The 25177-nt window shown below is 37.5% G+C and carries 26 protein-coding genes and 1 tRNA gene; 17 read left to right on the top strand and 10 right to left on the bottom strand.

Annotation, left to right across the window (positions count from 1 at the left end):
* Window positions 1-50 precede the first annotated feature (50 nt).
* From J4E06_RS04795 to J4E06_RS04815, 5 genes are all read right to left on the bottom strand, one after another.
* Window positions 51-515 carry a hypothetical protein gene (locus J4E06_RS04795; RefSeq protein WP_062787350.1) on the bottom strand — a complete coding sequence of 155 codons (465 nt, stop codon included), beginning with the start codon at window positions 513-515 and terminating at the stop codon, window positions 51-53.
* A 92-nt stretch (window positions 516-607) separates the two neighbouring features.
* Window positions 608-2029: a cardiolipin synthase gene (gene cls, locus J4E06_RS04800; protein WP_349522905.1), complete on the bottom strand. Its 1422-nt coding sequence runs from the start codon at window positions 2027-2029 to the stop codon at window positions 608-610.
* Window positions 2030-2167: 138 nt separating this feature from the next.
* Window positions 2168-2407 carry a hypothetical protein gene (locus J4E06_RS04805; protein WP_349522906.1) on the bottom strand — a complete coding sequence of 80 codons (240 nt, stop codon included), beginning with the start codon at window positions 2405-2407 and terminating at the stop codon, window positions 2168-2170.
* 49 nt (window positions 2408-2456) lie between these two features.
* Window positions 2457-2618 carry a DUF1328 family protein gene (locus J4E06_RS04810; RefSeq protein WP_014032233.1) on the bottom strand — a complete coding sequence of 54 codons (162 nt, stop codon included), beginning with the start codon at window positions 2616-2618 and terminating at the stop codon, window positions 2457-2459.
* A gap of 157 nt (window positions 2619-2775) precedes the next feature.
* Entirely contained in the window at window positions 2776-3471 is a 696-nt protein-coding gene (locus J4E06_RS04815; RefSeq protein WP_349522907.1) for an SOS response-associated peptidase, read from the bottom strand.
* Between the two features lie 196 nt (window positions 3472-3667).
* Here J4E06_RS04815 and J4E06_RS04820 point away from each other — a divergent pair, with 196 nt between their 5' ends.
* Window positions 3668-4705 carry a helix-turn-helix domain-containing protein gene (locus J4E06_RS04820; RefSeq protein WP_349522908.1) on the top strand — a complete coding sequence of 346 codons (1038 nt, stop codon included), beginning with the start codon at window positions 3668-3670 and terminating at the stop codon, window positions 4703-4705.
* A 32-nt stretch (window positions 4706-4737) separates the two neighbouring features.
* On the opposite strand, the gene J4E06_RS04825 is transcribed toward J4E06_RS04820, so the two are convergent.
* Entirely contained in the window at window positions 4738-5184 is a 447-nt protein-coding gene (locus tag J4E06_RS04825) for a hypothetical protein (RefSeq protein ID WP_349522909.1), read from the bottom strand.
* Window positions 5185-5313: 129 nt separating this feature from the next.
* Here J4E06_RS04825 and J4E06_RS04830 point away from each other — a divergent pair, with 129 nt between their 5' ends.
* On the top strand, window positions 5314-5514 hold the full coding sequence (locus J4E06_RS04830) for a helix-turn-helix domain-containing protein (protein WP_349522910.1): 201 nt from the start codon (window positions 5314-5316) through the stop codon (window positions 5512-5514).
* 77 nt (window positions 5515-5591) lie between these two features.
* Here the strand turns inward: J4E06_RS04830 and J4E06_RS04835 are convergent, their stop codons facing one another.
* Both J4E06_RS04835 and J4E06_RS04840 read right to left on the bottom strand, forming a co-directional pair.
* Complete coding sequence (locus tag J4E06_RS04835; RefSeq protein ID WP_349522911.1) at window positions 5592-6179, bottom strand: superinfection exclusion B family protein; 588 nt, start codon at window positions 6177-6179, stop codon at window positions 5592-5594.
* A 103-nt stretch (window positions 6180-6282) separates the two neighbouring features.
* Window positions 6283-7410: a Fic family protein gene (locus J4E06_RS04840; protein WP_349522912.1), complete on the bottom strand. Its 1128-nt coding sequence runs from the start codon at window positions 7408-7410 to the stop codon at window positions 6283-6285.
* Window positions 7411-7856: 446 nt separating this feature from the next.
* On the opposite strand from J4E06_RS04840, the gene J4E06_RS04845 reads away from it, so the two are divergent.
* The 8 genes from J4E06_RS04845 to J4E06_RS04880 all read left to right on the top strand — a co-directional run bounded on the left by J4E06_RS04845 (window position 7857) and on the right by J4E06_RS04880 (window position 16344).
* Window positions 7857-9092, top strand: a complete 1236-nt coding sequence (locus J4E06_RS04845) for a tyrosine-type recombinase/integrase (RefSeq protein ID WP_349522913.1) — start codon at window positions 7857-7859, stop codon at window positions 9090-9092.
* Window positions 9092-9790, top strand: coding sequence for a hypothetical protein (locus J4E06_RS04850; RefSeq protein WP_349522914.1), 699 nt, complete (start codon window positions 9092-9094; stop codon window positions 9788-9790). The genes J4E06_RS04845 and J4E06_RS04850 overlap by 1 nt, the downstream gene beginning before the upstream one ends.
* 32 nt (window positions 9791-9822) lie before the next feature.
* The gene (locus J4E06_RS04855; protein WP_349522915.1) at window positions 9823-10236 is read left to right on the top strand and encodes a hypothetical protein; all 414 of its coding nucleotides are present in this window, start codon (window positions 9823-9825) and stop codon (window positions 10234-10236) included.
* A gap of 177 nt (window positions 10237-10413) precedes the next feature.
* Window positions 10414-10728 (top strand): helix-turn-helix domain-containing protein, encoded by a 315-nt coding sequence (locus J4E06_RS04860; RefSeq protein WP_198519649.1) that lies wholly within the window; start codon window positions 10414-10416, stop codon window positions 10726-10728.
* Window positions 10722-10940: a hypothetical protein gene (locus J4E06_RS04865; RefSeq protein ID WP_157810735.1), complete on the top strand. Its 219-nt coding sequence runs from the start codon at window positions 10722-10724 to the stop codon at window positions 10938-10940. Before J4E06_RS04860 ends, J4E06_RS04865 begins: the two co-directional genes overlap by 7 nt.
* Window positions 10941-11052: 112 nt before the next feature.
* Entirely contained in the window at window positions 11053-11907 is an 855-nt protein-coding gene (locus tag J4E06_RS04870) for a rolling circle replication-associated protein (RefSeq protein WP_349522916.1), read from the top strand.
* 175 nt (window positions 11908-12082) lie between these two features.
* Window positions 12083-12802, top strand: coding sequence for a hypothetical protein (locus J4E06_RS04875; protein ID WP_349522917.1), 720 nt, complete (start codon window positions 12083-12085; stop codon window positions 12800-12802).
* Between the two features lie 302 nt (window positions 12803-13104).
* Window positions 13105-16344, top strand: coding sequence for a KAP family P-loop NTPase fold protein (locus J4E06_RS04880; protein WP_349522918.1), 3240 nt, complete (start codon window positions 13105-13107; stop codon window positions 16342-16344).
* A 156-nt stretch (window positions 16345-16500) separates the two neighbouring features.
* On the opposite strand, the gene J4E06_RS04885 is transcribed toward J4E06_RS04880, so the two are convergent.
* Window positions 16501-16573, bottom strand: a tRNA-Phe gene (locus tag J4E06_RS04885).
* Window positions 16574-16675: 102 nt separating this feature from the next.
* Here J4E06_RS04885 and J4E06_RS04890 point away from each other — a divergent pair.
* The 7 genes from J4E06_RS04890 to J4E06_RS04920 all read left to right on the top strand — a co-directional run bounded on the left by J4E06_RS04890 (window position 16676) and on the right by J4E06_RS04920 (window position 24447).
* Complete coding sequence (locus J4E06_RS04890; RefSeq protein WP_349522919.1) at window positions 16676-17404, top strand: type III pantothenate kinase; 729 nt, start codon at window positions 16676-16678, stop codon at window positions 17402-17404.
* Complete coding sequence (bamG, locus tag J4E06_RS04895; protein WP_349522920.1) at window positions 17405-18670, top strand: BamG family beta-barrel-assembly machinery protein; 1266 nt, start codon at window positions 17405-17407, stop codon at window positions 18668-18670.
* A 102-nt stretch (window positions 18671-18772) separates the two neighbouring features.
* On the top strand, window positions 18773-20143 hold the full coding sequence (locus J4E06_RS04900; RefSeq protein ID WP_349522921.1) for a hypothetical protein: 1371 nt from the start codon (window positions 18773-18775) through the stop codon (window positions 20141-20143).
* Entirely contained in the window at window positions 20143-20745 is a 603-nt protein-coding gene (gene lptC / locus J4E06_RS04905; protein WP_349522922.1) for an LPS export ABC transporter periplasmic protein LptC, read from the top strand. Before J4E06_RS04900 ends, lptC begins: the two co-directional genes overlap by 1 nt.
* A gap of 1 nt (window position 20746) precedes the next feature.
* Window positions 20747-20950: a hypothetical protein gene (locus J4E06_RS04910; RefSeq protein WP_349522923.1), complete on the top strand. Its 204-nt coding sequence runs from the start codon at window positions 20747-20749 to the stop codon at window positions 20948-20950.
* A 62-nt stretch (window positions 20951-21012) separates the two neighbouring features.
* The gene (locus J4E06_RS04915) at window positions 21013-22242 is read left to right on the top strand and encodes a hemolysin family protein (protein ID WP_502877335.1); all 1230 of its coding nucleotides are present in this window, start codon (window positions 21013-21015) and stop codon (window positions 22240-22242) included.
* An 84-nt stretch (window positions 22243-22326) separates the two neighbouring features.
* Window positions 22327-24447: a peptidylprolyl isomerase gene (locus tag J4E06_RS04920; protein ID WP_349522925.1), complete on the top strand. Its 2121-nt coding sequence runs from the start codon at window positions 22327-22329 to the stop codon at window positions 24445-24447.
* Window positions 24448-24527: 80 nt separating this feature from the next.
* Here J4E06_RS04920 and J4E06_RS04925 read toward each other — a convergent pair whose 3' ends face one another.
* On the bottom strand, window positions 24528-25109 hold the full coding sequence (locus tag J4E06_RS04925; protein ID WP_349522926.1) for a hypothetical protein: 582 nt from the start codon (window positions 25107-25109) through the stop codon (window positions 24528-24530).
* Window positions 25110-25177: the final 68 nt, after the last annotated feature.

Consider the following 25177-nt stretch of genomic DNA (forward strand, 5'->3'; position numbering starts at 1 on the left):
ACAAGTAACAAGCTTTTTAGGCGGCCTCTTGTTTATTGTCTTATTTGTGCTTAAAACTGGTATCGCAGTCCAAGGGCGATATCCAAGTCAAGGTCATTGGAATAATCGTCGTTGAAACCGAGCTCTGGTCTCATGTCCAGTGAAATGAGCAATGGAATATTAAAATCATATTCAATACCAATGTCACCAGCAACCAAGGCAAAAATCCCATCGTTTTCCCCTGCATCAAAAGAACCAATACCGCCACCGGCACCAACATACCAATGGAAACCACCATCTATGGGCATTACCCATTGATAGAGTCCGACCAGTTTAAAGGCATCTACATTATTGGAATCCCTCCAACCCAGGTCAAATTCCAACCTGTTGTTTTCTTTGAGGTAACGCTGATAGGAGATTTCACCCCCAAATCCGTCATTGTCGCCAATTCGTATACCCAATGCATTTTTTGAGATGCTTTGGGCACTTACGGCCGTTGTTCCGATTAAACATAGCACTAAAAATAGATTTTTCATGATTGTTTTATTTTGAAACAAAGTTAATTCTGTGTTGGAATTGACTTGCCTTTATTCAATCAATAATTGATGCAAATCGTTGTTGGTAAAAACTAAATAAGGGGTTTGAAAAACTTGAATAGGCCTTCAAGAAATTTTTGCCAAATAGTGCGGTTCCGAAATCTTTCCAAAGTGACGAGATTGGCTTTTTCACTGATTTTGTTGAACTCTTGGGTCATTTCTTTGGCAATCTCCCTGTTATAGATAAGGATATTGGTCTCGTAGTTGAGCTCAAAGCTTCGCATATCGAAATTTCCAGAGCCTATGGAGACCAAATCATCATCAACAATCATTATTTTGCTGTGCGAGAAGTCCTCCCTAAGATATATTTTGATTCCGACCTGAAGCAGTTCTTCAAAATGAGAGAACATAGCGAACTTGGCCGCTTGTGAATCTGATTTTTTTGGCACCAAAAGACTAATGTCCACCCCTTCGAGTGCGGTAATTTTTAGGCTTTGCAAAAAGGCCTCCCCAGGCACAAAATAGGGGTTTGCTATGCAAATGGAGCTTTTGGCCTGGTTCATCATACCAATATATTGCTGCATTATGGTGGGGTGCTTGGAATCTGGTCCTCCTGCCACCACTTGCGCATCCACGTCACCAGCTGCTTCTTGTTCGGTAAGGTAATCCGAGATGTGAAAATCCTCTTTGTTACTGGCAAAAAAGTAATCCTTCAGAAAAACCAGATGTAAATCGTTTACGATGGGTCCTTCAAGTTTTAGATGGGTATCTTTCCATTTGCCCAGACCATTTTCTCGCTTAATGTACTTATCGGAAACATTGACGCCACCAGTAAAGGCAACTTTGTTGTCGATGATCACAATTTTTCGGTGATTCCTAAAATTGAGCGAGAACAGCAAGTTTTTAAGTCGAATCGGCATTATGGGATAGATCTTTACCCCGACATCCTTAAAATTTTTTCTGGGACGCCCCCTTAATTGATAGCTTCCCAAGGAATCGTAAATGATTCGAATTTCTAGGCCTTCATTGATTTTTCGTTTAAAAAGCTCCAACATTTTGTCCAAAAGCTCGCCTCTTTCCAAAATATAATACTGTACATGGATAAACTTTTCGGCTTCTTCCAAGGCCTTAAAAAGTACGTTGAAGGTTTCCCCGCCATCTTGTAGGGCCGTTATTTTGTTTTTGGCTTTTGCCGTGGTATTGGAGCTGGTCTCTATCAGCCGGTTGAGTCGTTCCTTCCTAATGTCCGTATTAAAATGGGTCAAGAATTTTTCTTGGGCAGAAATTTTAGGGTGGGTGTATTTGTTTCTTTTCTCAAACTCTTTGGTATTGAAGAATTTGAACTTTCTGCGATTCATCCCAAACAAATAGTAGAGCACTGCTCCCAATACGGGCAGGGCAATAATCGCGAGGGCCCAACTGATAGAGCGCGAAGGCCTTCTTCCGTGGTAGATAATAGCCCCGATGGCCCAAACTGAGCTTAAAATGTAAACTATGACGAGAGCAGTTTTCAAAAAATGGTGGTGTTTATGTGTCCTAAGGTAGGAACGAATATTGTTAAAACTAAGGTTTGGGGGGAAGAATAATAGTCAGAGACATAAAAAAACTCCGGCAATTTCTTGCCAGAGTTTTCTGTTTAGTCCTGAAACTTGTTAGGAGTCATCATCGGTGGCGTCCTCTACTTCATCTTTAACATCTTCGGCGGCATCTTCCATGTCGTCTCCGACATCTTCAGCGGCGTCCTCCACGTCTTCTGCGGCATCTTCAACCCCGTCTTCCACTTCTTCTATGGCCTCTTCGGCCTTATCCTCTTTTGTTTCTCTGCAACTGGTCAAACTCAAGGTGAGTACCATTGCTAAAACCATTGTAAATAAACTTATCGACTTTTTCATATTGTTCTCTGTTTTGGGTTTATGATTCTATATTAGTGCGCTTTTGCTGTTATAATTTTTTTCTTCCTGTTATCAACGAAATGATAAATAGTACAATGAATATGAAGAATAATATTTTAGCGATGCTTGCAGCTCCTGCGGCAATACCACCAAATCCGAATATACCGGCTATAATGGCTAAAATTATAAAGGTTACTGTCCATCGTAACATAATAGTAGTGTTTTAAATTATTGTCTGATCATCTCTTAATCAGTACATTACAAATGTCGCTCATTTTTGAATTCGAACTTGCCGTTTTCCGTATTTATGTTAACGCTAAAGAAAAAAACAGTTTGTAATCACCCTGTGAATGCCAATGCTTGCTTATTTAGTGTGTAAAGCCGACAAACAGGGCATCGGTTTGTGTATTGGCGGTGAGGTTTTTCAAAAAGAATTCGTTGGACATCCGTTTGGCTTCCAGGTTTAATTTTTTGGGCCTTTCGATGATATCTTCCAAATCATCGATGGCTGTGTTTTTGTTCAACCAACTGCTTGCTTGGTTTTTTGGGATGATTACAGGTGCCAAATTGCTAATGTTATGGTAGCTGGATAGGAAAGCGTCTGTTTTGTTTACCGTTAAAGCGGTACATAAAAATCCATCATTTAAAATATTGTAGGTTCCGGCCAAGTAAAATGGTTTTCCGGATGCCTGATAAATATAGTAGCTACAGGTATTGCCATTTTCCAAAAGATGGGTGTAAAACCCGGTTACAATGATCAAGCACCGACGTTGCTCAAAGGATTCTTGCATCCACGGAATGCTTTCCAATTCTTCCAATTTTACGTTCAAGGTATTGGCATTGTCCTGAAATGTATGCCAATCTTCCTTAAAGTTTTGGGGCATCAGTCCCCAAATGGCCAATGATATTTCGGTGGGGTTTTCCGTGGTCACCACACATAGGTTGGTCTCATTGAAACCATTGACAATCGGGTTTGGCTTAAATAAATTTGGATATCTGAAAGGAATTCCAAACTCCTCTTCTATCATTTCTTTTCCGGCATCATTTGAAAGTTTGTAGATCATAATCTTTAGGAATGTCAATCACAAGTAAACCATAAGAAGACAGAAAGTTTAACGCATACCAATTTAATTGTGCTGCTTTCCATAAATTTTATTAAAACTATTTTAAAGGTGAAGGCGAATAGTTGTACAAACCGCCACAAAGCCTATCTTTATGGGTTAGGACCTAATTTGAAATAAATAGCAGTACAATACCCCAATGATAAAAATTAAAGTGGACGCTCAGGATACCGCAGCATCGGTGGAGCAAATTAAAAATATAATTGGTGGCACAATAGAGGAGCGATGGGGGCAGTATACCTTGAATGTTTCCAACGACAAGGCAAAAGGCAGTATTCGTTTTATCACTTTTGACTGGGGAGTGAGTTTTTTGGAGCTTGAAATAACCTTTTTTGACGAGGTGACCATAGAAATGGATACCTCAGATTATAATCCGATCAGTTTTTATTATTGTTTGGAGGGCTATTGCGGACATAAGTTCGGGTACCAGCCGGAGGACGAGATAAAGATCATGGAACAGTTCCAGTCGGTTATCCTCACCAATCGCGATGGCGGCATTACCGACAGATACTTTCCCAAGGATGTAAAAATTTCCCAGACCGTGATCCAGGTACGGAGAAAACATTTTTTGCGCCGAAGATTAAACCAGGGCGAAGAACTCAACAAGCAGTTGTACCAAGTGTTTTTGGACACGGACCACGAAAAGGTTTTTGCTTACTACGGCTCTTACAACCTTAAGATTGCCGAAGTGGTGCAGGAGATACAGAAAATAAAGGCAAAGGGCATGTTGCACGTTATGATGGTCGAAGGGTACGTGTATCAAATTCTGTCCATGCACATGATGCAGCACAACAAGGAAGTGATGAACAAACGCCCGCAGACCAGTTTGCTGAAAAGGGAGCTGAAAACTATCCGCAAGTATGCCAAAAAAATAGAGAAGAACATCGCCAAGGATTTTTCGTTGGAAGATATTTCCGCCGAGACCGGGCTAACCCAAGCCAAGTTGCAAGAAGGGTTTAAGTTGTTGTACAACAAAACGGTGACGGAATATATACGGCACGCCAGATTGGAGCTGGCACGCGATTACATTGCCACCACCGAAATGAACATTTCCGAGGTGGTCTACTCCATTGGGTTTACCAGTAGAAGCTATTTTTCCAAGATCTTTAAGGAACGATACGGTTTGAGCCCTAGTGAATTTAAGAACAGCAAAAAAAGCGCCCGAGCGGCAGGTTGATCTGCGGCGCAAGGAACCAAAAAAACAGCAAATTATTGGGTTTGCCCGCATAACGGTGCGCTGAATTCTTCAAGCTTGCAAATGTCTTTGTACACCTGCGTTACCTCCACGCGGAGTGACGGGTCCGGGGCATTTATCCTAAAGGATAGCACCAACTTTTCGTTGTCCACGCACAGCCTGCCACGGTCCAAGGGGCGGGGCAGGGAGCGCATTTCCAAATTGTGGCACTTTGCTGCAAGGGGCAGTCGGAATTTAAAGGAAAAGCGGAACACCAGATTGTCCAGCACGGTCATCTGGGCCAGCCCCGTTTGTGGTATTTTTTGCAGGACGATGCGGCTCTGCCGCCGCTCCACTTGGTTGAGGAACTGCCCGTTTTGGTGGTTTGTGATTTCCAGGGTAGCAAAGGTGATGCACAGTGGGGTATGGGAACTTTGGTGTAGAAAGTCCGTAAAAGTGTATGAAATGGGAAGATTTGGCATAATAGGTCATTTTAGTGAATGGGATTGCCCAAAATTAAACAAAAATGACGTTTAAGTCATTAATTTCGACTTGCAAAATTTTGACATTGCTGTCGTATGATGGACAACGACCAGCAAAATGTTGATTTTTTGAAAGACTTAGCCAACCGGATTAAGGGGTTGAGAGAAACCCGAAATCTTACTCAAGAAGATGCTTATAACGATACCGGAATCCATTTTGGACGGATAGAAACTGGTAAATGGGACCCAAAATTCAGTACGATTAAAAGAATTGCTACCTATTTTGATTTAAGTATCACGGAATTTTTTTCTGAAGGGTTTGAGAGATAGGCCGCTATGTGATTTTGAACACCACAGGTTTTTGAATTGATCGCGTGGGGGGACATGGTTTGCTTATTATATAGTAATTAATGTCTTCCTGCCCAAGGGGGTCTTTCCGAAATTATTTTAGCCTTTTCTTCTTCAGTCATCTCAGGCGTCATCAAATCAACATATTTTGGCTTAATAATCTTTCTTGCATAGTCACCAAGTGTCATCGATGTGTAATGACCATCGATTATAAAGGAAGAATCTGACTGAAAAAGACTTACTGGCCGAATGATGTTGTTTTCTATTAACCCGCTAACTACTGGGTTGTCATATGGCATTTTAATCGTGTTTCCTACTATATAAAACTCTCGAAGTACTGATTTTTCACGCGGACTTAAGTTTCTGATATAGTACTTGATTCTGGATTTGGCCCTTGCAAGTTCAATTTGATACCTAATTTGTTTTTGGAACCAAATTCCAACATTGATTATTGTAAGAGCAGTAGAAAAAAGAAAGACAGTACCAATGTATAATCCATATTCACTAACAAATTGGTCAGCCTGTAATTTTTTTAAAGTGTCCTCGGGAAAGAAAAGTAATACTCCAGAAACCACTGCGAACACCAAAGCAAGTTTTGCTGGTATTTTGTTAATATCAAATAATCCTTTGAAAAAACTAAATTCCATGACTACCAATTTAGGGAAATTGTATGACACAAAGGAGTTGAACTGAAGTACTTCATTTGGAAAGGAAATAATGGCTTTGGTACAAAAGGCTTTATACTAATGCTTACGAATTAAAAAGGTTCAGGTATTCTTTAAAAACATACACCTTACCTCTTTTGCCCCCTGTGATTTCATTTAGTATTTGAAGTTCTTCGAGGTCCGCGATTAAATTATAGCCAGTTTTTTGGGAGACGCCCGTTATTTCCACAATTTTGTTTACATCGACCATAGGCCTTTTTAATAAATAGTGTAAGACCTTTTGGGCGTTGGTGGCCCTGGCGCCCAAGGTTTGGATGTTCAATTCCGCCTTTTGCTTTAATGTAAGGATGTCGTTAAAGGTGTGTACCCCGTTCTTGGCTGTTTCAATGATTCCTACCAAAAAGAACTTGAGCCATTGTTTCATATCGTTATGGGTCCGGGCACGCATTAAATTGTCATAATATAAGGTCTTGTTGCGTTCAAAGAAGTCCGATAGGTAGAGTATGGGCTTTTTTAAGATTTCCTTATTTACCAAATATAGGGTGATCAATAACCTGCCAACCCTTCCGTTTCCGTCCAAAAAGGGGTGGATTGTCTCAAATTGATAGTGTATGATCCCAATTTTAAGCAGGTCTGGGAAGAACAGTTCTTCATTGTGTGCAAATTTTTCCAAATCACCCATTAATTCTCCAATACTATTGTGTATGGGCGGAATAAATACGGCATCATCCAAGGAAGCTCCACCGATCCAATTTTGGCTTGTTCTAAATTGGCCGGGCAGTTTATGTTCTCCCCGTACCCCTTGTAGCAATATTTTATGGGTTTGTTTTATAAGGCGACTGGAAAATGGAATTTTTTCCAACATTTCAATCGCTTTTTGCATAGCAAGGATATAGTTGTGTACTTCTTCCCAGTCATTTCTTTTTTCTTGGCTTATGTCCTCTTTATCGAGTAAGGCTTCTTCCATATTGGTCTGCGTACCTTCGATCTTACTACTTTGGGTAGCTTCTTTAAGAACGTGCATGCTGATGAATAGATCAATGTCTGGTATGTGTTCGCTGTACATGTCCAATCGACCCAGCTGTCTATCGGCCTGAGACAACAGCTGTAAAAGCTCCATGTCTTCCAAAAGCCATTTTCTATTGATGGGTTCGGGTTGGAAACTTTTATAATACCCTTGATTTCTATATTGGCCAGCTTTAAAAGTTTTCATTTACTCTCTTATGAAGTCACAATTCCATTTTTGTTATTATAAAAAAAATAAAATATTTACACTAATACGTTTGTTAATGTAAAATAAGTAATAAAAATACAATAATTGGCTATGTTATTGTAAAAATCACCCTCGCAACTGCAATAATGTACCTTGTGATGGAGAAGAATATACACATCATTTAGCTTATTGGAATAAAATAAAGGTTGTAGTTGTAGTAGGGCCCTAAACAAAAAAACCCGGCAAATTTGCCGGGTTTTTTGTGGTACCTCCAGAACCCCATAAATTCTTTCTCTATTTTATCTTATTTGCTTGTATTTACTGAGTATATAAGGGGTTTTTAGGCTGTTTTCCGATAAACTGAAATAAGGTGTAATTGAACGAAATTAAAATTATTCGTCCCCTCTCTCGTCCCCTAGGGGATTTTTCTTGTTTATATTTGGGACATGCCAAATGCAAGATTTATTCTAAAAGAACCAAATGCCAAATCAGAGACTTTGGTGTACTTGGTTTATGACTATCAGTACAAAAGATTCAAGTATTCCACAGGAGAAAAAATAGACCCTAAATTTTGGAACAAGAAGAATCATCGAGCAAAGGAAACAAGGAAGTTTCCTCAATATCCAGAATTTAATGCAAGACTAGATGTTTTGCAGAATGGAATTAATACTGCTTTTCGCAAATTGCTAAATGATGGAGTTCAGCCAACAAATCCAATTTTGAAAAAAGCCTTTCTTCAAATTGTTGATGGAAATGTATTGCAGTCCGAAAAAACGACCTTATTTAAGTTTATGGAGGATTATATCCTAGAGTGTGAACATTTAAAATCTCACTCTACTATCAAAGCCTATAGGACTACTTTAAGGCATTTAAAAGAGTATGCAGAAGCCTATAATAAATCTTTGGACTTTGATTCCATTACTTTAGAGTTTTATAACCAGTACACGAGCTATTTGACTCATAAATGTAATCTCTCATTAAATACCGTTGGTAAGCATATCAAAATCCTTAAGATATTTCTGAATGAAGCCACAGATAGAGGGTTGAATCTAAACATGGATTTTAAAAAGAGAAAGTTTAAAGCACGTAAAGAAGATTCGGAAAATATTTATCTGACCGTTGAAGAGCTTAAAAAGATGGAGGGTATTGATTTTTCTGCCAGTCCTAGATTGGATAAGGTCAGAGATTTGTTTTTGGTTGGGTGTTATACAGGGCTTAGATTTTCTGATTTTACCCAGATTAGACCAGAAAACATTGATTATAATAAATCCATCCTGCAAATTAGGACACAAAAAACAGGTCAGCGTGTTTCTGTTCCGCTTCATCCTACGGTAAAGCTCATTCTCAAAAAATATAATAATGAACTTCCCAAGGCTTACACAAATCAGTTAATGAATAGGTATTTAAAAGAAGTTGCAAGTGTGTCTGGATTAAAGCAGATGATACAAACAACTATTACCAAGGGCGGTAAGGTTCAAAAGAACAATTGTCCCAAATATCAGTTGGTCACTACACACACAGCTAGAAGAAGCTTTGCAACAAATTTATATTTGGCAGATGTTCCAAGTATTTCCATTATGAAGATAACAGGACACAAAACTGAGCGTTCTTTTATGCAGTACATAAAAATCTCACAAGAGCAGAACGCTGATAAATTGTTGAATCACCCATTTTTTAATTAATGAGCTTAACCGTATTTGAAGAATTAAAGAGCAACTTTAAAGCAATATTTGAAAACGCTCCAAACAAGAATAACCTAGTTGAAAATGAAATATCCGAAATAGAGCGTTTTCTCGAGCCTAAAGTAGAACACACACCGATAACTGCGTTAGCTGGAGGTAGTGGTTCAGCTCCTAACCGCACATCTTTGCATGTTTTTAAAATAGTTGTTCCAAAAGGTTTAAATGAATTATTTGCTTTAGCGTTTCGATACAGTTATGTAGAGGGGAATTATAATTATACACCTCTTCCAAATGAACCAGAAAGCCTAGTACAGCAGAAATTAATGGTTGTGAGACAGGCTGAGGAATTAGCGAAATTTTATTCTTGGTTGAAGAATTTGAGATTTGATAATGATTCCAAAAAAAGAGTAAAGAGCGAAGCGGAATTAACCCACAAAGAAAAACTTCTAGCACTTTATTATATGGGGTTGAGATTTAATGATGAATATGAGAAAACAAAGTATGCAAAAATCTTGTCCCTAATAATTGAAGAGAAGGAAGAGTCAACTCGTCAACACTTGTCTTATTTTCATACAACAGGAAATACAAGTAAAAAAGTTAAAACAGAAAAGGGCTTAAAGAGATTAAAGAAACTATTTGAAAGCTTGGAGTTTGGCGAGGAATTGAAACTGGTAAAAAAAGATTTGGAAGATCTCTAGTTAATTGTATTCAAGATTTCTAAAACTGAAATTTGAGATTAAATTATAAAATACCTAAATCACTTTGGATAATATGGCTTTCTTTGCTTTTGGGAGTGATAGTGCTTGGTTTGACTGAAGAGCTTATCAGTTTCAATAGCCAAATTGATAGTATACAACAATCTTTAAGAATAGGGATATTAGGTTCAATATTTTCATTCTTTACTTATGGTGTTGTAGTTTGGCCTCCAACCTTGCTCTTCATGTTTGTTTTTGAGCTCGCCTTTTCTAAGAAGAATATGGTTGGAAAATCACTCAAAAGACTTCTGCAATTAGAATTTATAATAGTGTCCATTCCATTTGCGATTTGGGCTATAACAGAACATTATCTTTACTGGCTTTATTTTATTGCTGTATTGGGGATAGGTCAATCAATTAGATACAGGTACTTGATTAAATCTATTTAAATTATTGGTATATAGAGTTTTATTGTTTAAAAATAGTGTCTGAACACTACTTATAGGATTTTATATTCGGATGGTTTCCCAAAAACTATCCTTTTTAAAGTAGTTACTACTCTACCTACTACAGGGTGTTTCCCATTTTATCATTGCCCCACTATTAATTGATAAAATAAAATGAAAATGGGAAAAATTGAATTAAGAACATTCGAGAAAACTGATTTTGAAACTGCTTTTGAAGAAGCATTGGATAAAGCAATTAAAAGGGCGATTAAGGAATTTGCTCATCCGCCAAAAGCAAGTGATCCTGATATGTTCTCTAGAAAAGAAACTGCTAAATTTCTAAGAATCTCTCTCCCTACATTACACGATTGGACAAAAGAGGGCTTGATTAGAGCCTATAGAATTGGTAATAGGGTTTTGTATAAGAAGGTAGATATTGATCAAGCTTTAAACTTGATAAACCCTGCAAATAAGAGAGGAGGGCTGTCATGTTAAAAAAGAAGAATGATTATTCCGTTATCGTGTTTTTTGAAGATGGTACAAAGCCAAAGAAATGGACATATGTTCATAAGCTCAACGGGTTCTCCTTGTTCCTAAGAAAAAAGCATCCCAATTGGGAATATATGAACGTCTATAACCGCAGGGCGGGTACCTTTATGCGTAGGTTCAACAGGGACAGTTTCATCCCGCCATTCATAAGCGAGTAGCGTTTTCTTTTTTTTAACCTTTAGAAATCATTGCGCATTCATAGAAACCTTTAGTTAAAAACCTTTATATGGTATTTATAAATGCGCAACGATTCCGATTTTTTAGCGTAGCATGATAGTTAAGAATACCTATGGAACAAGTGTTGAGTTTTCCACAAGAATGTTCGGTGTAGTTCCTGAAGAAGAGTTTACTGGTTCATCACTCCAACGAAAGAAGAAAAAACCAGAAGATGAAGAAGAACCCAAAAAGGATAAGCCTAAGCCAGTTAAAAAGAAAACAGGCGAACCCAAGTTGCGACACCTCTCCAAACGTTCAAAAAGGAAAATCAGAAAGAAGATTACTTGCTTTTCAAGATGTTATAAGAGATTCAGCTTTGTTACCCTAACATTCATGAACAAAGTGGACGATGAACAGGCAGTTGATTTGCTCAGAAAGTTTCTGGATAATGCCAAAAAGCGGTTTGATGATTTTCAATATCTATGGGTGGCAGAAAGACAGACCAAGAATGATGAATTCAAGGGGAATGTTCATTTTCACATTATCACCAACAAATATTGGAAAATTGAAAAGTGGTGGAAATATTGGATTGAATTACAGAAGAAGAATGGAGTGCATCCAAGGAATGAGAATTTCAATCCGTCAAGTGCATTTGATGTAAAACAAATACATACCAAGAATATTAAGGCTACAGGTTCATATGTGACAAAATATATTACCAAAAACTATGGTAAGTTCAAATGCCAGCCTTGGAATTGCTCCAAACGGATCTCTCAGTTGTACACTGATTTTTATACAACACCCGATTATTTAAGGAACTTTGAAAAGCTTAATGCAGTAAGGGGAGAGTTCACGGTCAAGGATACTTTAGATAGAACTTTTTTGAGGGTCAAGAGTATCGATTTGAACAGGCAAACTTTGCCGCTTTATAGAAGATTGGATGAGAAGAACAAAGCCATTTTAGATTAAGTTGCTTCAGTCACATGCAAAAAAAACAGTTCTTAAAAAATTAGGACTATGTTCTTGAGCTTAAAAAGAATATTCACTTATTTTAAACATCAGAATTATCTTAAAAAAATTACAAGTATGATAATATAAATTATTTTCACTACTTTTTTAAAATTTAATCATACAAATACTGTAAATGGATTGGGAAAAAACAGATAATAGATTTGTCGCTTTTTTCGATGTACTGGGTTTTAAGGATATGGTCCAAAGGAAATCGCATTCAGAAATACTAAAAAAACTTGAAAATCTTAAAAGTCATGTTGAAAAACTTGAGGGTCATGAATTTGATGAAAATAAATTGAAGAAGGCAAATTTGGAAATTGTTAAGTATCAAACCAGATCAGTAACATTTTCCGACTCTTTTCTTTTTTTTTCAAAAAAGGACTCAAAAGAGGACTTGGTAAAAATTTTAGTAGACAGTTGGTATTTTTTAAAATATGCGTTAAAAAATAAAATTGCGGTTAAAGGGGCAATATCTTTTGGTAAAATCACATTGGATTTTGAAAAAAATCTTTTTTTCGGACAACCCATAATTGATGCATATTTGTTGCATGAAGATTTGAATATGTTAGGTGTGGTTTTCGATCATAACGCTGAAAATCAATGTAAAACCTACGACGAATTAAAAATTCTACAAACCTCCATTGGTTTTGAGAAAGTTAGGTTGAAATATGGTGGAGTTAATCATAGTTTTGTCGCCGCATTAAACGTAGATGTCATTCAAAATTTGTTAGAATCTCTGGATTCAATGTATTCAATTACCTCTGGAAAACCTCGCGTCTACATTGATAATTCTATTGATTTTTATGGAAATTTAAAGGATAAACTGGAGAAAGAAAGTAAACAATCTGATTAGATGAAAAGAATTAAATATTCAGACAGTTGCTTAAATCATTGCTGCTTGGCAGCCTATTTTCTAAGTTGTCCAACAAGTTCATATAAGAAGTGTTTGCTTGAGAAGAATATGACATTGTTACAAAAGGTTTTATGAATTCAATCAAAGCATAAAAATAACACTGCAGTTTTTTGTTTTTACTTTTTTTGTTAAAAGTCAAAAAGTTATTATGAAAAATACTACAATAATAATTTTTAATGTATTTTTCAGTCTCCTTCTCCCTATGACTTAATCTCAATTTAATACTAGAATTATTAAGTTTTATGAAGATTAACTTTATACCAGATGAGGTATTAAAACTGACTGAAAAAAATGATTTACTGGGAACAAAGCCCTATTCAGATACGATATTTGAAATAGTTAATAATTGTGACGGTAGTAAGAATATAGGACTTTTTGGTAGTTGGGGTAGTGGGAAATCTACGATTTTATCCACTTTGGAAAATAGAATAAGCAATCATAATGGTCTTAAATCTGATAAAATAGGATATTTTGAATTTGATGCCTGGAAATACTCAAAGGATGATTTTAGAAGAAGCTTTCTGATTGAGTTGACAAAAAAATTCAATGTTAAAACTCAATCTAAACTTGAAAGATTATTATACGCCGAATCTACCGTTGAAGATCCTAAGCAGACAAAACATCGTTTTAATTGGTTAAGTCTTCCTGATTGGCTGCTATTTCTTTTTGTAGTTTTTGCATTTTTAATTTTTATAATCCCAATGTTCGGTATTGAGGACAGGACAAGGGCCGTCATCGCATTAATTACCATATCAGTATCACTTCTTTCAAAGGCTTCAAGTAGTACGATAAATAAGTATAAAGTGGTTATAAAGGAAAATAAGGTGGTAGAACCAGAAAGGTTTGAGACAATCTTTGATGAAATAATTTCCGATATAACAGGAAACACAGGGGGTATTGTTTATAATTGGATTCAAACTCTACTAAACAGGCCTGTATTTAAAAAAGTTGTTATTGTAATTGATAATCTTGATCGTTGTGATGACGAGAACTTACTTTTAACGCTTAATACTATAAAGAACTTTCTTGAACACGAAAAGGTAATTTTCATCTTGCCAGTTGATGAGAAAGGGATTTCGTCTTTTTTGGCTCAAAAGACTGACAACGCTGATGAATATTTAAGAAAAATTTTTCATTTAATCTTGAGGTTAAAGGCGTTTTCAAATAAGGAGTTGACTGAGTTTACAAGTGCTATTAATGACAAATATAAATTAGGTTTGAACTCAGCTTGTATTAGGATTATATGTCAGGAATTTACCAATAATCCACGTAAAGTAATACAGTTTTTAAACAACTATCAAAGTGAAATGTGGTTGGTTACTGAGCAAGCAAACAAGGGTTACATAAATGGTGACGTAATTAAGGATAACCTTAGTTTTTTTATCAAGCTTTTGATAATTAAATATGAGTGGAAGGATTTATACGACCATATTCTATATGATAAAAGGTTGCTGAGTAAAATAAATGAGGTTATAACAAATTTGCAACCAGATGAAAATGGCTTGTATTTTATTGCAAACTCCAAGGTTAAGCTTACTGATTCTCAAAGAAATTTTTTGTTCAGCACTCAAGAAATACGTTTTAAAAAACTTGACCCGTTCATACTTAACATTGATTTAGATAAAGAAATCCCTGACGATATTGATAATTTCATAAGACTTGGTAAATACCAATCTTTGATGGAATATTTGAATGATTCAGATACAACTTTTGATGAGGAAAAGTTGATTAAAAAGATAAATGAAGTTTATTCAGAAATGACCTTTAAGCATCAAGCGTATGAATTTATCGCTTTACCAGTGCTACAATTGCTTATAGAATTTGTTTTGGATGAAAAACAGGGGCAGTTTAGACAAATAATTGTTGAAGACCATAATGAACACCCTTTTTTTAAAAGTCTTTTTAAAGATGTTAGAATACAAAAGTTATTTCCAAAACTTGATTTCAATAAAATAGTTGATGGAACTAAATGGTTTTATGATAATGTAAATCAAGATTTATACAATTCTTTTTTAATTTATTTCAAAAGTGTATTTCTTGTAAACAATGAAATTGATGATGAAAACGAAAAAATAGAATATTTCATTTCAAAATTCAAAGATACCAGTGAGCTTTCATCTATTCAGAAGAATTTTAGTAATAAATTAATTTTCAACCCATCTGGCGTATCAAAAATTAAGTCATTAGAAAACTACAAAATAGCATCGCAAGTAATATCCAAACGTGCATACAAAAGATTAGCTAGAGAGCTTGAAAACAAAGAATCAAAAGGGCGTCATCTTACCTCTAAACTTTGTTTAGATTATTCGATAAGTAATGAAAAGGATAAAGCTTCAAGAGTTAGTTTGGTTAGTTACTATTTGGATGTATTAGAGCTTTTTTATAAGGCGGAGTCCATTTCGTTGAGCAAGTATGAGCATTACCTGCAGCATTTTCTGCGTTTAAATGAGTTGCTTAACATGACTTTAGATATTAAGATTTCATCGTCAACTATAGAAGTGCTTGACATACTTAATGATTATTTATATACTAATTATAAAAAAGATTTCGATGAGTCAAAACTTTATCAGTTATATTCATCTTTTTTTGATTTAATTAAAAATTTAATTTTCTACACTGAGGAATTTAACCAAATATCTTACCGTACTTCTTTTTTTACGAGGTATTTGAAAAAGAATATTTCAAGAAAGTTGTCTTTGAAGATAAATGATATTTTGTCTGAGGATGTTGCTAAATATGATGTTTATGATTATCCTTTTTCTCAAACCCTATTAGAGCACTTCAAGTCCACGGGTAAGGATGGTTTTCCATTTGGGAACACCTTGTTGAAAATGTTTGAAAAAACTAATGATGACAGTGGTTTGACAGCTCAAGAAGTTGATTCGGTTATTGATGCTTCAATCAATGCCTTTGCTAAATACCCTTCTAAAGAAAGCAAAAAATTCATGTTTCAATTGAAAAAGTCTTCAGGGCAATATTTTTTAAATCGATTGAATGGAATAAAAGGAATGTTATTGATATCTTATGTTAAGAATGTAAAATCTTTGGAAGATAAATGGTTTTACGGTAAAACGGTTTTGAACTATTTGAAAAAGCCTTTTGAGGATAATAATGGACGTGATTATCCAACTTTTAGGGGAAGACTATCGGTGATTTCAAAAAAATTCAATGAAGAAGAGCAGTGTCACTTTATTCTTGAATTAATTGATTACTTCGATGATTCTAAGATGTATAAATGGCTTAGATATAGTTATCAAGTTATGCCTAAGAAAGTCTACGATGTGTTTCTTGAAAGATTGATTTCAGCTCATAAAACTGACCTAGTAGGGCATAATGATTTTTTTGAGTGGGTAGTGGTAATTCCTTTGCGTCAATTTTCAAAAAGAAGGAAAAGAGAATATGTGGATTATATTACAGGGTTAAACATAAACCATAAGACGTACAAACCAAAAAGGGATAAGGCATTACGATATCTTACCTAGAATTTCTGTGAGTTATAAAATTTATTAGAAAATGAATTGATTTTAAGTTTTCGGTTTAACAAACCATGTAAACTTATTTCGTCCCCTCATTCGTCCCCTGAAAAAAGAAAAGCTCCGTAAGTCGTTGACCTACAGAGCTTCTGTGAAATTTAAAAGTGGTACCTCCAGGAATCGAACCAGGGACACACGGATTTTCAGTCCGTTGCTCTACCAACTGAGCTAAGGTACCAAGCTTTATTAAGCGGGTGCAAATATAATTTCAAAATTAGGATATACAAACAAAAACCCGAAAAAAAGGTTTTGATTTTTTCCAATTCCCGATCTTTGCAACATGAACTTGGTTATCGACATCGGCAACACCCTTATTAAATATGCTGTTTTCCAGAACAGAAAGTTAATCTATGACCAAACCTCGGAGTCTGGTCTGTTTTTATCAATAATAAAGGAGTTGTTCGAAAAATACCCGAGAATCAACAAGGCCATATTATCGTCAGTAGGGAAATTGGATAGAAAGGAAAGGGATGTTGTTGCCCTTTTTTGCAAGGTGCACGTGCTTACCAATACTTCCAAAGTCCCTTTTAGGAACAGTTATGCCACCCCTCAAACCTTGGGCGTGGATCGTTTGGCTTTGGCCGCTGCGGCATATTGCCAAAATCCCCGAGGAAACACTTTGGTCATAGATGCCGGTACCTGCATCACCTACGATATGGTGAACAATGCCGGGGAATACGTTGGAGGGGCTATTTCGCCCGGTGTACAGATGAGGTACAAGGCTATGCACAACCAAACCGCTGGACTGCCATTGCTTGGTCCGGACGAATTGTTGGATTTTATAGGCAACTCAACGGAATCCTGCATGCATAGCGGTGTAATCAATGGTGTGACACAGGAAGTGGATGGAGTTATCGATCAATATCAATCTCGTTTTCAAGATTTAACAGTTATTTTAACAGGCGGAGACTCCCATTTTTTTGCCAAAAGGCTAAAAAACACCATATTTGCGAACTCCAAATTTCTCTTGGAGGGGCTAAATGGCCTACTGGAATACAACACAAACTGAATGATTAAAAAAATTCTGATCGCTTTTTTCTGCGTGACAGCCCATGGATTGTTCGCACAAAACGGAACAATTTCGCCATATTCCTATTTTGGGGTGGGCGAACACAGGGACCACGGGACCGTGGACAACCAAATGATGGGAGGAATAAGCATGTATGGGGACAGTATCCACATCAATCTATCCAATCCAGCAGCATACTCCAAACTTCGGTTGACGGCATATACAGCGGGATTATCGCATAAAGAATACCGCTTAAAGGACTGGGAGGATGAGCAGAATACATCCGTGACCAACTTGGATTATCTTTCCATTGGTTTTCCCTTGGCCGAAAATTTGGGATTCGGTTTTGGTTTGATGCCCTACTCTTCCGTTGGCTATAGTTTAAGCGATACTTCACTTACGCCCGGAGGTTCGGAAGTGACCAATTTTTTTGACGGCAGTGGTGGTGTAAACCGCTTGTACGCATCCATTGGATATGAGCTTATAAGAAATCTTAGTATAGGGGTCACGGCCAATTTTAATTTTGGAACTTTGGAATATGAAAGGGTACAAAGTGTGGAAGGTGTTCAGTTTGGAACATTGGATACTCGCGAATCCCGGATAAACGGATACGATTTTAACTATGCCCTTAACTATACGCCCACAATAAAGGATAAATACACGCTCTATACCTCTGTGTTAGTGAATACCCAAGGTAATTTGGTTTCCAAGAACACGCAGACCCTTGGGTCTTTTTCAATTGCCAACGGCAACAATATTGAGGTGGTAGATGTGGATTTGGATGCATCAAACCTTAGGAACACCGAGATAAAGGTGCCCACTAGAACCACGCTAGGTCTTGGTTTCGGGGAGAATAAAAAATGGTTTTTGGGTGCTGAGTACAGTTTTCAACAAATGAGCAATTTCGAAAACTCCTTTCTGGCATTGGACAACGTAACATATAATGATGCGAATACCTATGCCTTTGGAGGTTATTGGATACCCGATTATCGTTCACTTTCTGGGTACTATAAACGAATTACCTATCGTGCCGGTCTCCGTTACGATGTAACCGGTTTAACCGTGAACAATAAAGAAATAAATAACTTTGGCATAACTTTTGGATTAGGATTACCATTAGGAGCGAACTTCTCCAATCTTAACTTAGGTTTTGAACTGGGAAGACGCGGAACAACCGATGCAAACCTAATTGAGGAAAGTTATTTTAAAATTAATGTAGGCTTATCTTTAAATGATAAATGGTTTATAAAGAAAAGAATAAATTGATAGCCCATTTTTTACAATTTTGATAAATAACCACCCATATAATATCCTTAAAGAGGATTTTTTAATGAAAATTTGTACTTTAACAGCTTTAAAACTAGTAAGATGAAAAAGAGACACTACTTAGCGATGATAATGGTCACCATGTTTGCGGGATTAAGTATGGCCCAAGCACAGAACCCCGAGTGTATGACCAACCTGTCGATTTATGCGGAACACGTAAAAGTGAAAAATTATGATGCAGCTTACGAGCCATGGAAAATGGTTTACGAAAGTTGCCCGGACATCAACAAGGCCAATTTCTCTTATGGAGAAAGAATCCTGAAGGCCAAGATCGAGAGTTCGACCGGTGCCGAGAAAGATGGCTATGTCCAAGACTTGCTGACATTGTATGACAACAGTCTGCAATATTTCCCAACAAAATACAGCAAAGCTGGCGTTGCCATTGATAAGGCTTTATTGTTGCAAGAGAACAAAATGGCCTCCGATGAAGAATTGTTCAATATGTTGGACAAAGCTTTCCAAGAAGATCAAGCCAATTTCAAGAATCCTAGGGCCTTGTACCTATACTTCTCCACTTTGGTAGATTTGCACGGAGCCGGTAAAAAAGATCTTCAAGATGTTTTTACCACGTATGATGATGTTACTGGAAAAATAGAAGAGGAAAACAAGGAGTTGACGGGAATAGTAACAAAGCTTCTTCCTAAGGATTCTTTGGGAACTTTGACCTCCAAAGAAAAAAGAGCACTTAGAGTAGCAACAGTGAACTCAGAATCATACGGTAAAGTTGCCAGTAGCGTAGACTCCAAATTGGGAGCACTTGCCGATTGTGACAACCTTATTCCATTGTACGAAAAAAGCTTTGATGAAAAGAAAGATGATGTAAAGTGGGTAAAGCGTGCGGTTGGAAGAATGTTCTCCAAAGAATGTACGGACGACCCCATGTTTCGAAAGTTGTTCGAAGCCCAGTTAGCACTAGATCCATCTGCCGATGCATATATGTACGGTGGTGTGCTCAAGCAAAAATCTGGAGATATGAATGGTGCTCTTGCTGACTTTAACAAGGCAGTAGAGTTGGAAACGGATTCTTATAAAAAATCTGAAATCCTTTACAAGATTGCAACTACGGTAAGAAATAGCAGTAAGTCACAAGCAAGAAGCTATGCTCTAAAAGCTATTGATGCAAATCCGGCCAACGGTAAAGCTTATTTGTTGATTGCCAACCTTTATGCAACCAGTGCCAACGCTTGCGGTAGTACACCATTCGAAAAAAGAGCGATTTACTGGAAGGCAGCCGACATGGCAAGAAAAGCCGGAAGGGTAGATCCTGCGCTAAGCGGACGGGCCAGTCAAACAGCAGCTAGTTACGCTGCCAAGGCACCATCCAAAGAGATGATCTTCAGCTCAGGAAAAGCAGGTCAAAGCATTTCTTTCGACTGCTGGGTAGGAGGTAGTGTTACGGTACCAAGCCTGTAGTGAAACAAACATCAGAACATATTTTAAAGAGCTTTGCCACGGTTTTTACCGTGGCAATCCTTTTTATGTCCTGTGGTGACAATTACGAAAGAGTAGGGGAAGAGGCCGTAAAACCCTTATTTCCTCAAGGTATAGCCAAAAATTTCACCCTGACCTATACCGAGACCATCGAGAGTATGGGCACCCAAGATTCGGCAACATCGCGTGTAATCGCCGTGCTAACCAGTCCAATATCCGAGGACTTTGACAATCAAAGATTTAAGTTCAAGACTTTTCCTGAAGGACTTCGAGTTGACTTCTACGATGAAAAAAATAATAAAAGTGTGATTGTTGCTGATTATGGTATTGTATATTCACAAACCAATTTGATAGATTTGCGTGGAAATGTGGTGATTGAAAGCCATGACGGTAAAAAATTGGAGACAGACCAGTTGTACTTTGATAGAAAGAACAATTGGATCTTTACGGAAGCTTCTTTTAAATATACCAATCCCGAAGACGGAACCGTAATGGACGGCGAAGGGATGGATTTTAATAAGGACTTTACTTTTTTCAAAGCACACAAGACCTACGGATTAATGACGATAAAAGAAGAAGAATAGGATGATCAAAATTTTAAGATACACGGAATACCTTTATTTGGCCGTAGCGGCCATCTCCATTTATAAGATAGCCACGCTTTGGAGTGTTAATCCAAAAGATACTTATATTTTTATCTTTTTTGCGGTGGTGTCCATAGCCATGTTCGTTTTTAGAAGACGATATCGGAAGCGCTTTGAACAACGAAAAAAGGATAATCAACAATAACATTGGATTACTCCGCAATAATTATAGTTCTTTCGCTGCTGTTTTCAGCATTTTTTTCGGGAATGGAGATAGCTTTCGTTTCTGCCAACAAAATTCATATTGAAATAGAGAAAAAGCAAGAAGGCTTCTTGGCCAAAGTACTGACCTTGCTTACCGATAAACCTTCAAAATTTATTGCCACCATGCTTATTGGCAATAACATCGCATTGGTTATTTACGGTCTATTTATGGGAGATGTGCTCATGGAATGGTTCCAAAGCCTCCTTCCTAGTGATTACCAGTTGGTAAATGCTTTGTTAACGGATTTCAACTTGCTGTCACAAACAGTAATATCCACATTGGTTATTCTACTGACGGCGGAGTTTTTGCCCAAGGTATTTTTTCAGATATATGCCAATGCCCTGATCAAAATATTTGCTGTACCTGCCTATTTCTTTTACATTTTGTTCGCTGCCATATCTTGGTTTGTGATCAAGGTATCGGACTTTATCCTAAGAGTATTTTTAAAGACGGATGGTGACGAGGTGCAACTTTCTTTCACCAAACTGGAGCTGGGAGATTACATCAACGAACAAATGGAAACCGTGGAGGAAGAGGATGAGGTGGATTCCGAAATACAGATTTTTCAGAATGCATTGGAGTTTTCAACCGTGAAAGCCAGAGAAGTAATGGTGCCCCGCACGGAGATTACTGCAGTAGAGATCAGCGAGACACCAAAAAACCTTACCAAACTATTTTCTGAAACCGGTTATTCAAAAATTCTCATCTATAAAGACAGCATTGACGAAATAATCGGTTATGTGCACTCATACGAGTTGTTCAAAAAACCCAAGACCATCAAAAGTATATTGCTTCCCGTGGAGTTTGTACCGGAGACCATGCTTATTCAGGATATATTGAATGTGCTGACCAAAAAACGCAAAAGTATGGCAGTAGTTTTGGATGAATACGGAGGTACTTCGGGTATTTTGACCGTAGAGGACATTATAGAGGAGCTTTTTGGTGAAATAGAGGATGAACATGATTCTACAGACCTACATGAAGAGCGGATAAGCGAGAACGAATACAAGTTTTCCGCACGTATGGAGGTGGATTACATCAACGAGCATTACAAATTGGAGCTTCCAGAAGGAGAAGAATATGAAACCCTGGGCGGATTGATCGTAAATCAAACAGGAGAAATACCCGAACAGGATTCAGAGGTGACCGTGGACAATTTTACCTTTAAGATTTTGGAGGTGTCCAATACCAAAATAGATCTGGTAAGTGTGCGCGTTCATGCTGAAGATTAATAATTTCCGTACCTTTTTTAGCTTTCCTATTTGAAAAGAAAGTGGTATTTTCGCCCACTGAATTTAAAGAAAACAAGCAGTAAAATGGCAATATTAGAGAATATTAGAAAACGGACAACAGTTCTTATTCTAATTATTGGTTTGGCGTTGTTCGCATTTGTAATATCGGGAGTATTCAGCAGCGACAATTTTTCTGGTGGAAAAGTGGGCTCCACGGTTGCAGAGGTAAATGGAGAAAATATTCCCATCAACGAGTTTAGAGCCCAGGTAGAAAACGCTTCCAGAAGATATGGACCAAATGTAACATCGACCCAGTTGGTGAACATGGTGTACGATCAAGAAGTAAGAAAAACCATCCTGAACCAACAGTTCGAAAATTTGGGAGTTGATGTGGAAAGCGATCAGATCGTTGAATTTGTGAGAACCTCGGGTTACGCCCAAATTCCAGACTTCCAAGACGATAACGGCGTATTCAACGAGCAAGTCTTTAAAAGCGCCATCGCCGATTGGAAAGCCAATGACCCTTTGCGTTACGATGCTTGGTTGCAGGATGAAGAATCCATTATTCAAGCAGCTAAGGAGCAGATGTACTTCAATTTGGTCAAAGGAGGAGTTACTGCTACCCTAACGGAAGGAGAAATGAACTACAAAATGGCCAACGACAAATTGGATATGCAATACGTTCGTATTCCCTACTCTTCCATTCCTGATAGTACCATCGAAGTTTCCAAAAGTGACATCCAAGCCTATATCAATGACCACAAGGCAATGTTCAAACAAGAAAAAGCCCGTGATATCCGTTTTGTTTATTTTGAAGAAAAACCATCTGCAGAGGATGAAAATAATGTAAAAGAAGAGATTACCGCTTTGATGGATGATTCTGTTGAATATTCAGAAGCAAAGGATGCCAACGATACCATACTTGGTTTTAGAAATACCAATAACATGGCCGCATTCTTGGATAGATATTCCGATTCCAAGTTCGATACCATTTACAAAGCCAAGAAAGATTTACCTTCGGTAGTAGCCGACACTTTGATGGCCATGGGCATTGGAGAAGTGTACGGACCTTATAAGGATGGAGGTACTTTCAAAGTATCCAAAGTAATGGACAAAAAAGAAAACGGAACCGTAAAAGCAAGCCATATCCTAATAGCTTGGGAAGGAGCCGAACGTGCCAACCCATCCATTACCAGAACCAAAGAAGAGGCCGAGGCCGAGGCAAATAGATTGTTGGCCGAGGCAAAAAAAGAAGAAGCCGTGTTTACTGCTTTGGCACGAGATAACTCAGATGGGCCTTCCGCACCACGTGGAGGGGACCTTGGGTATTTCCAAGAAGGGGTAATGGCCGATGAGTTCAACGATTTCTGTTTTGGGAATCCAACGGGAACAGTTGGTTTGGTAGAAACACAATTTGGATACCACGTTATCAAAGTGGATGATAAGCAAGATGTGGTTCAGGTCGCTACTTTGGCAAGAGAAATCGAGCCGTCCGAAGAAACCATCAATACCTTGTTTACAGATGCCACCAAGTTTGAAATGGCAGTAATTGATGCAGAACCGGAAGATTTTGGCGACATCGCAAGAGAGAGCAGCTATACTGTTCGACCGGTAAATAAAATCAAAGAGATGGAGGAAAACCTTCCCGGACTTGGTTCACAACGTAGTATGGTACAATGGGCCTTTAACGATGATACGAGTGTTGGCGACATCAAGCGTTTTAACGTAAACAACGGGTATGCAGTGGCGCAGTTGACCAAGAAATACAAAAAGGGCGTTATGGCTCCTGAGGATGCCTCTGCAACAGCATTACCGGCTATAAGAAAGCAACTTAAGGCAGAAAAGATCATTGCAGCCAACAAAGGGAAAGCTATGGATGCGATTGCTTCGGACAATAATGTTAGTCTAAGTACAGCTTCAGCGGTAACTTTGTCCTCACCAACGCTTCCAGGAGCAGGTAGAGAACCTTTGGTAGTTGGGACCGCCTTTGCCATGGAAAAAGACCAGACCTCTGATTTGATTGAAGGAAACACTGGAGTTTATATGGTTAAAGTGACCAACAAAACCCCAGCTGCCGACATTGAAAACTATAGCACCTATGCACAAAACTTGCAAACAAGTACAGCTGCCAGAGTAAATGGTGCCGTTTACAATGCTTTGAAGGAAAAAGCAGAGATAGAAGATAAGAGAGCTACGTTCTACTAGGATTTAGCAATATGAGATAATAAAAACGCCTCCCGAACGGGAGGCGTTTTTGGTTGTTAATTTTTTTGGATGGATCAGAATCATTTACTTTCAGGTTCATCCCATTTCATTTTATAACAGATATGGGTGATTTTTCCTTCTGAATCCACTGTGATTTCAAAACCCTGTTTAGTTCTGAAGTAGGCATCACGAAGAAAATACCACTTGCCGTTTTTAAAAAAGAATTCTCGTTTGTCCGGTTTCCATTCAGCAATAGGGTAGATGTAATCCAAAAGCGCTTGAAAATGGGGAGCGTTTTCTTGGTTCAAGGTAAAATCCTCACGGATGTAATTGGTAAATTCTGGAAGTTTTGTATTGGTTTTAATGGGTTCAAACCGATTCACTTCCTGGCCATTGTCAATTACAATGAACTCATTGACCTGTTTTTCCTTTTCGCCATAAATATTCCTGGTTTCTTGTGTAATGTAATACACATCATATTTCAAGATATCTTTTACGGATTCCGAAGTAATTTTTTTAAAGTTGGTCGAACAGCTTTTGTTCAAGAAGTTATTCAATCTTAGGGTTCCCTCAATATGGTTTTGACCAAATGAGAAGTAACTGTATAACAGCATAATACCCAGTAAAAATTTACCAACTATGTTTTTAAAGATTTGAGACATTTTTGCAACTAGTTTGATGAATGTCCCAAACCTAATACAAATGTCTTTGCTAGGTAAGCATGATCTGA

Source organism: Allomuricauda sp. NFXS6, assembly GCF_040148835.1.
Lineage (GTDB): Bacteria > Bacteroidota > Bacteroidia > Flavobacteriales > Flavobacteriaceae > Flagellimonas.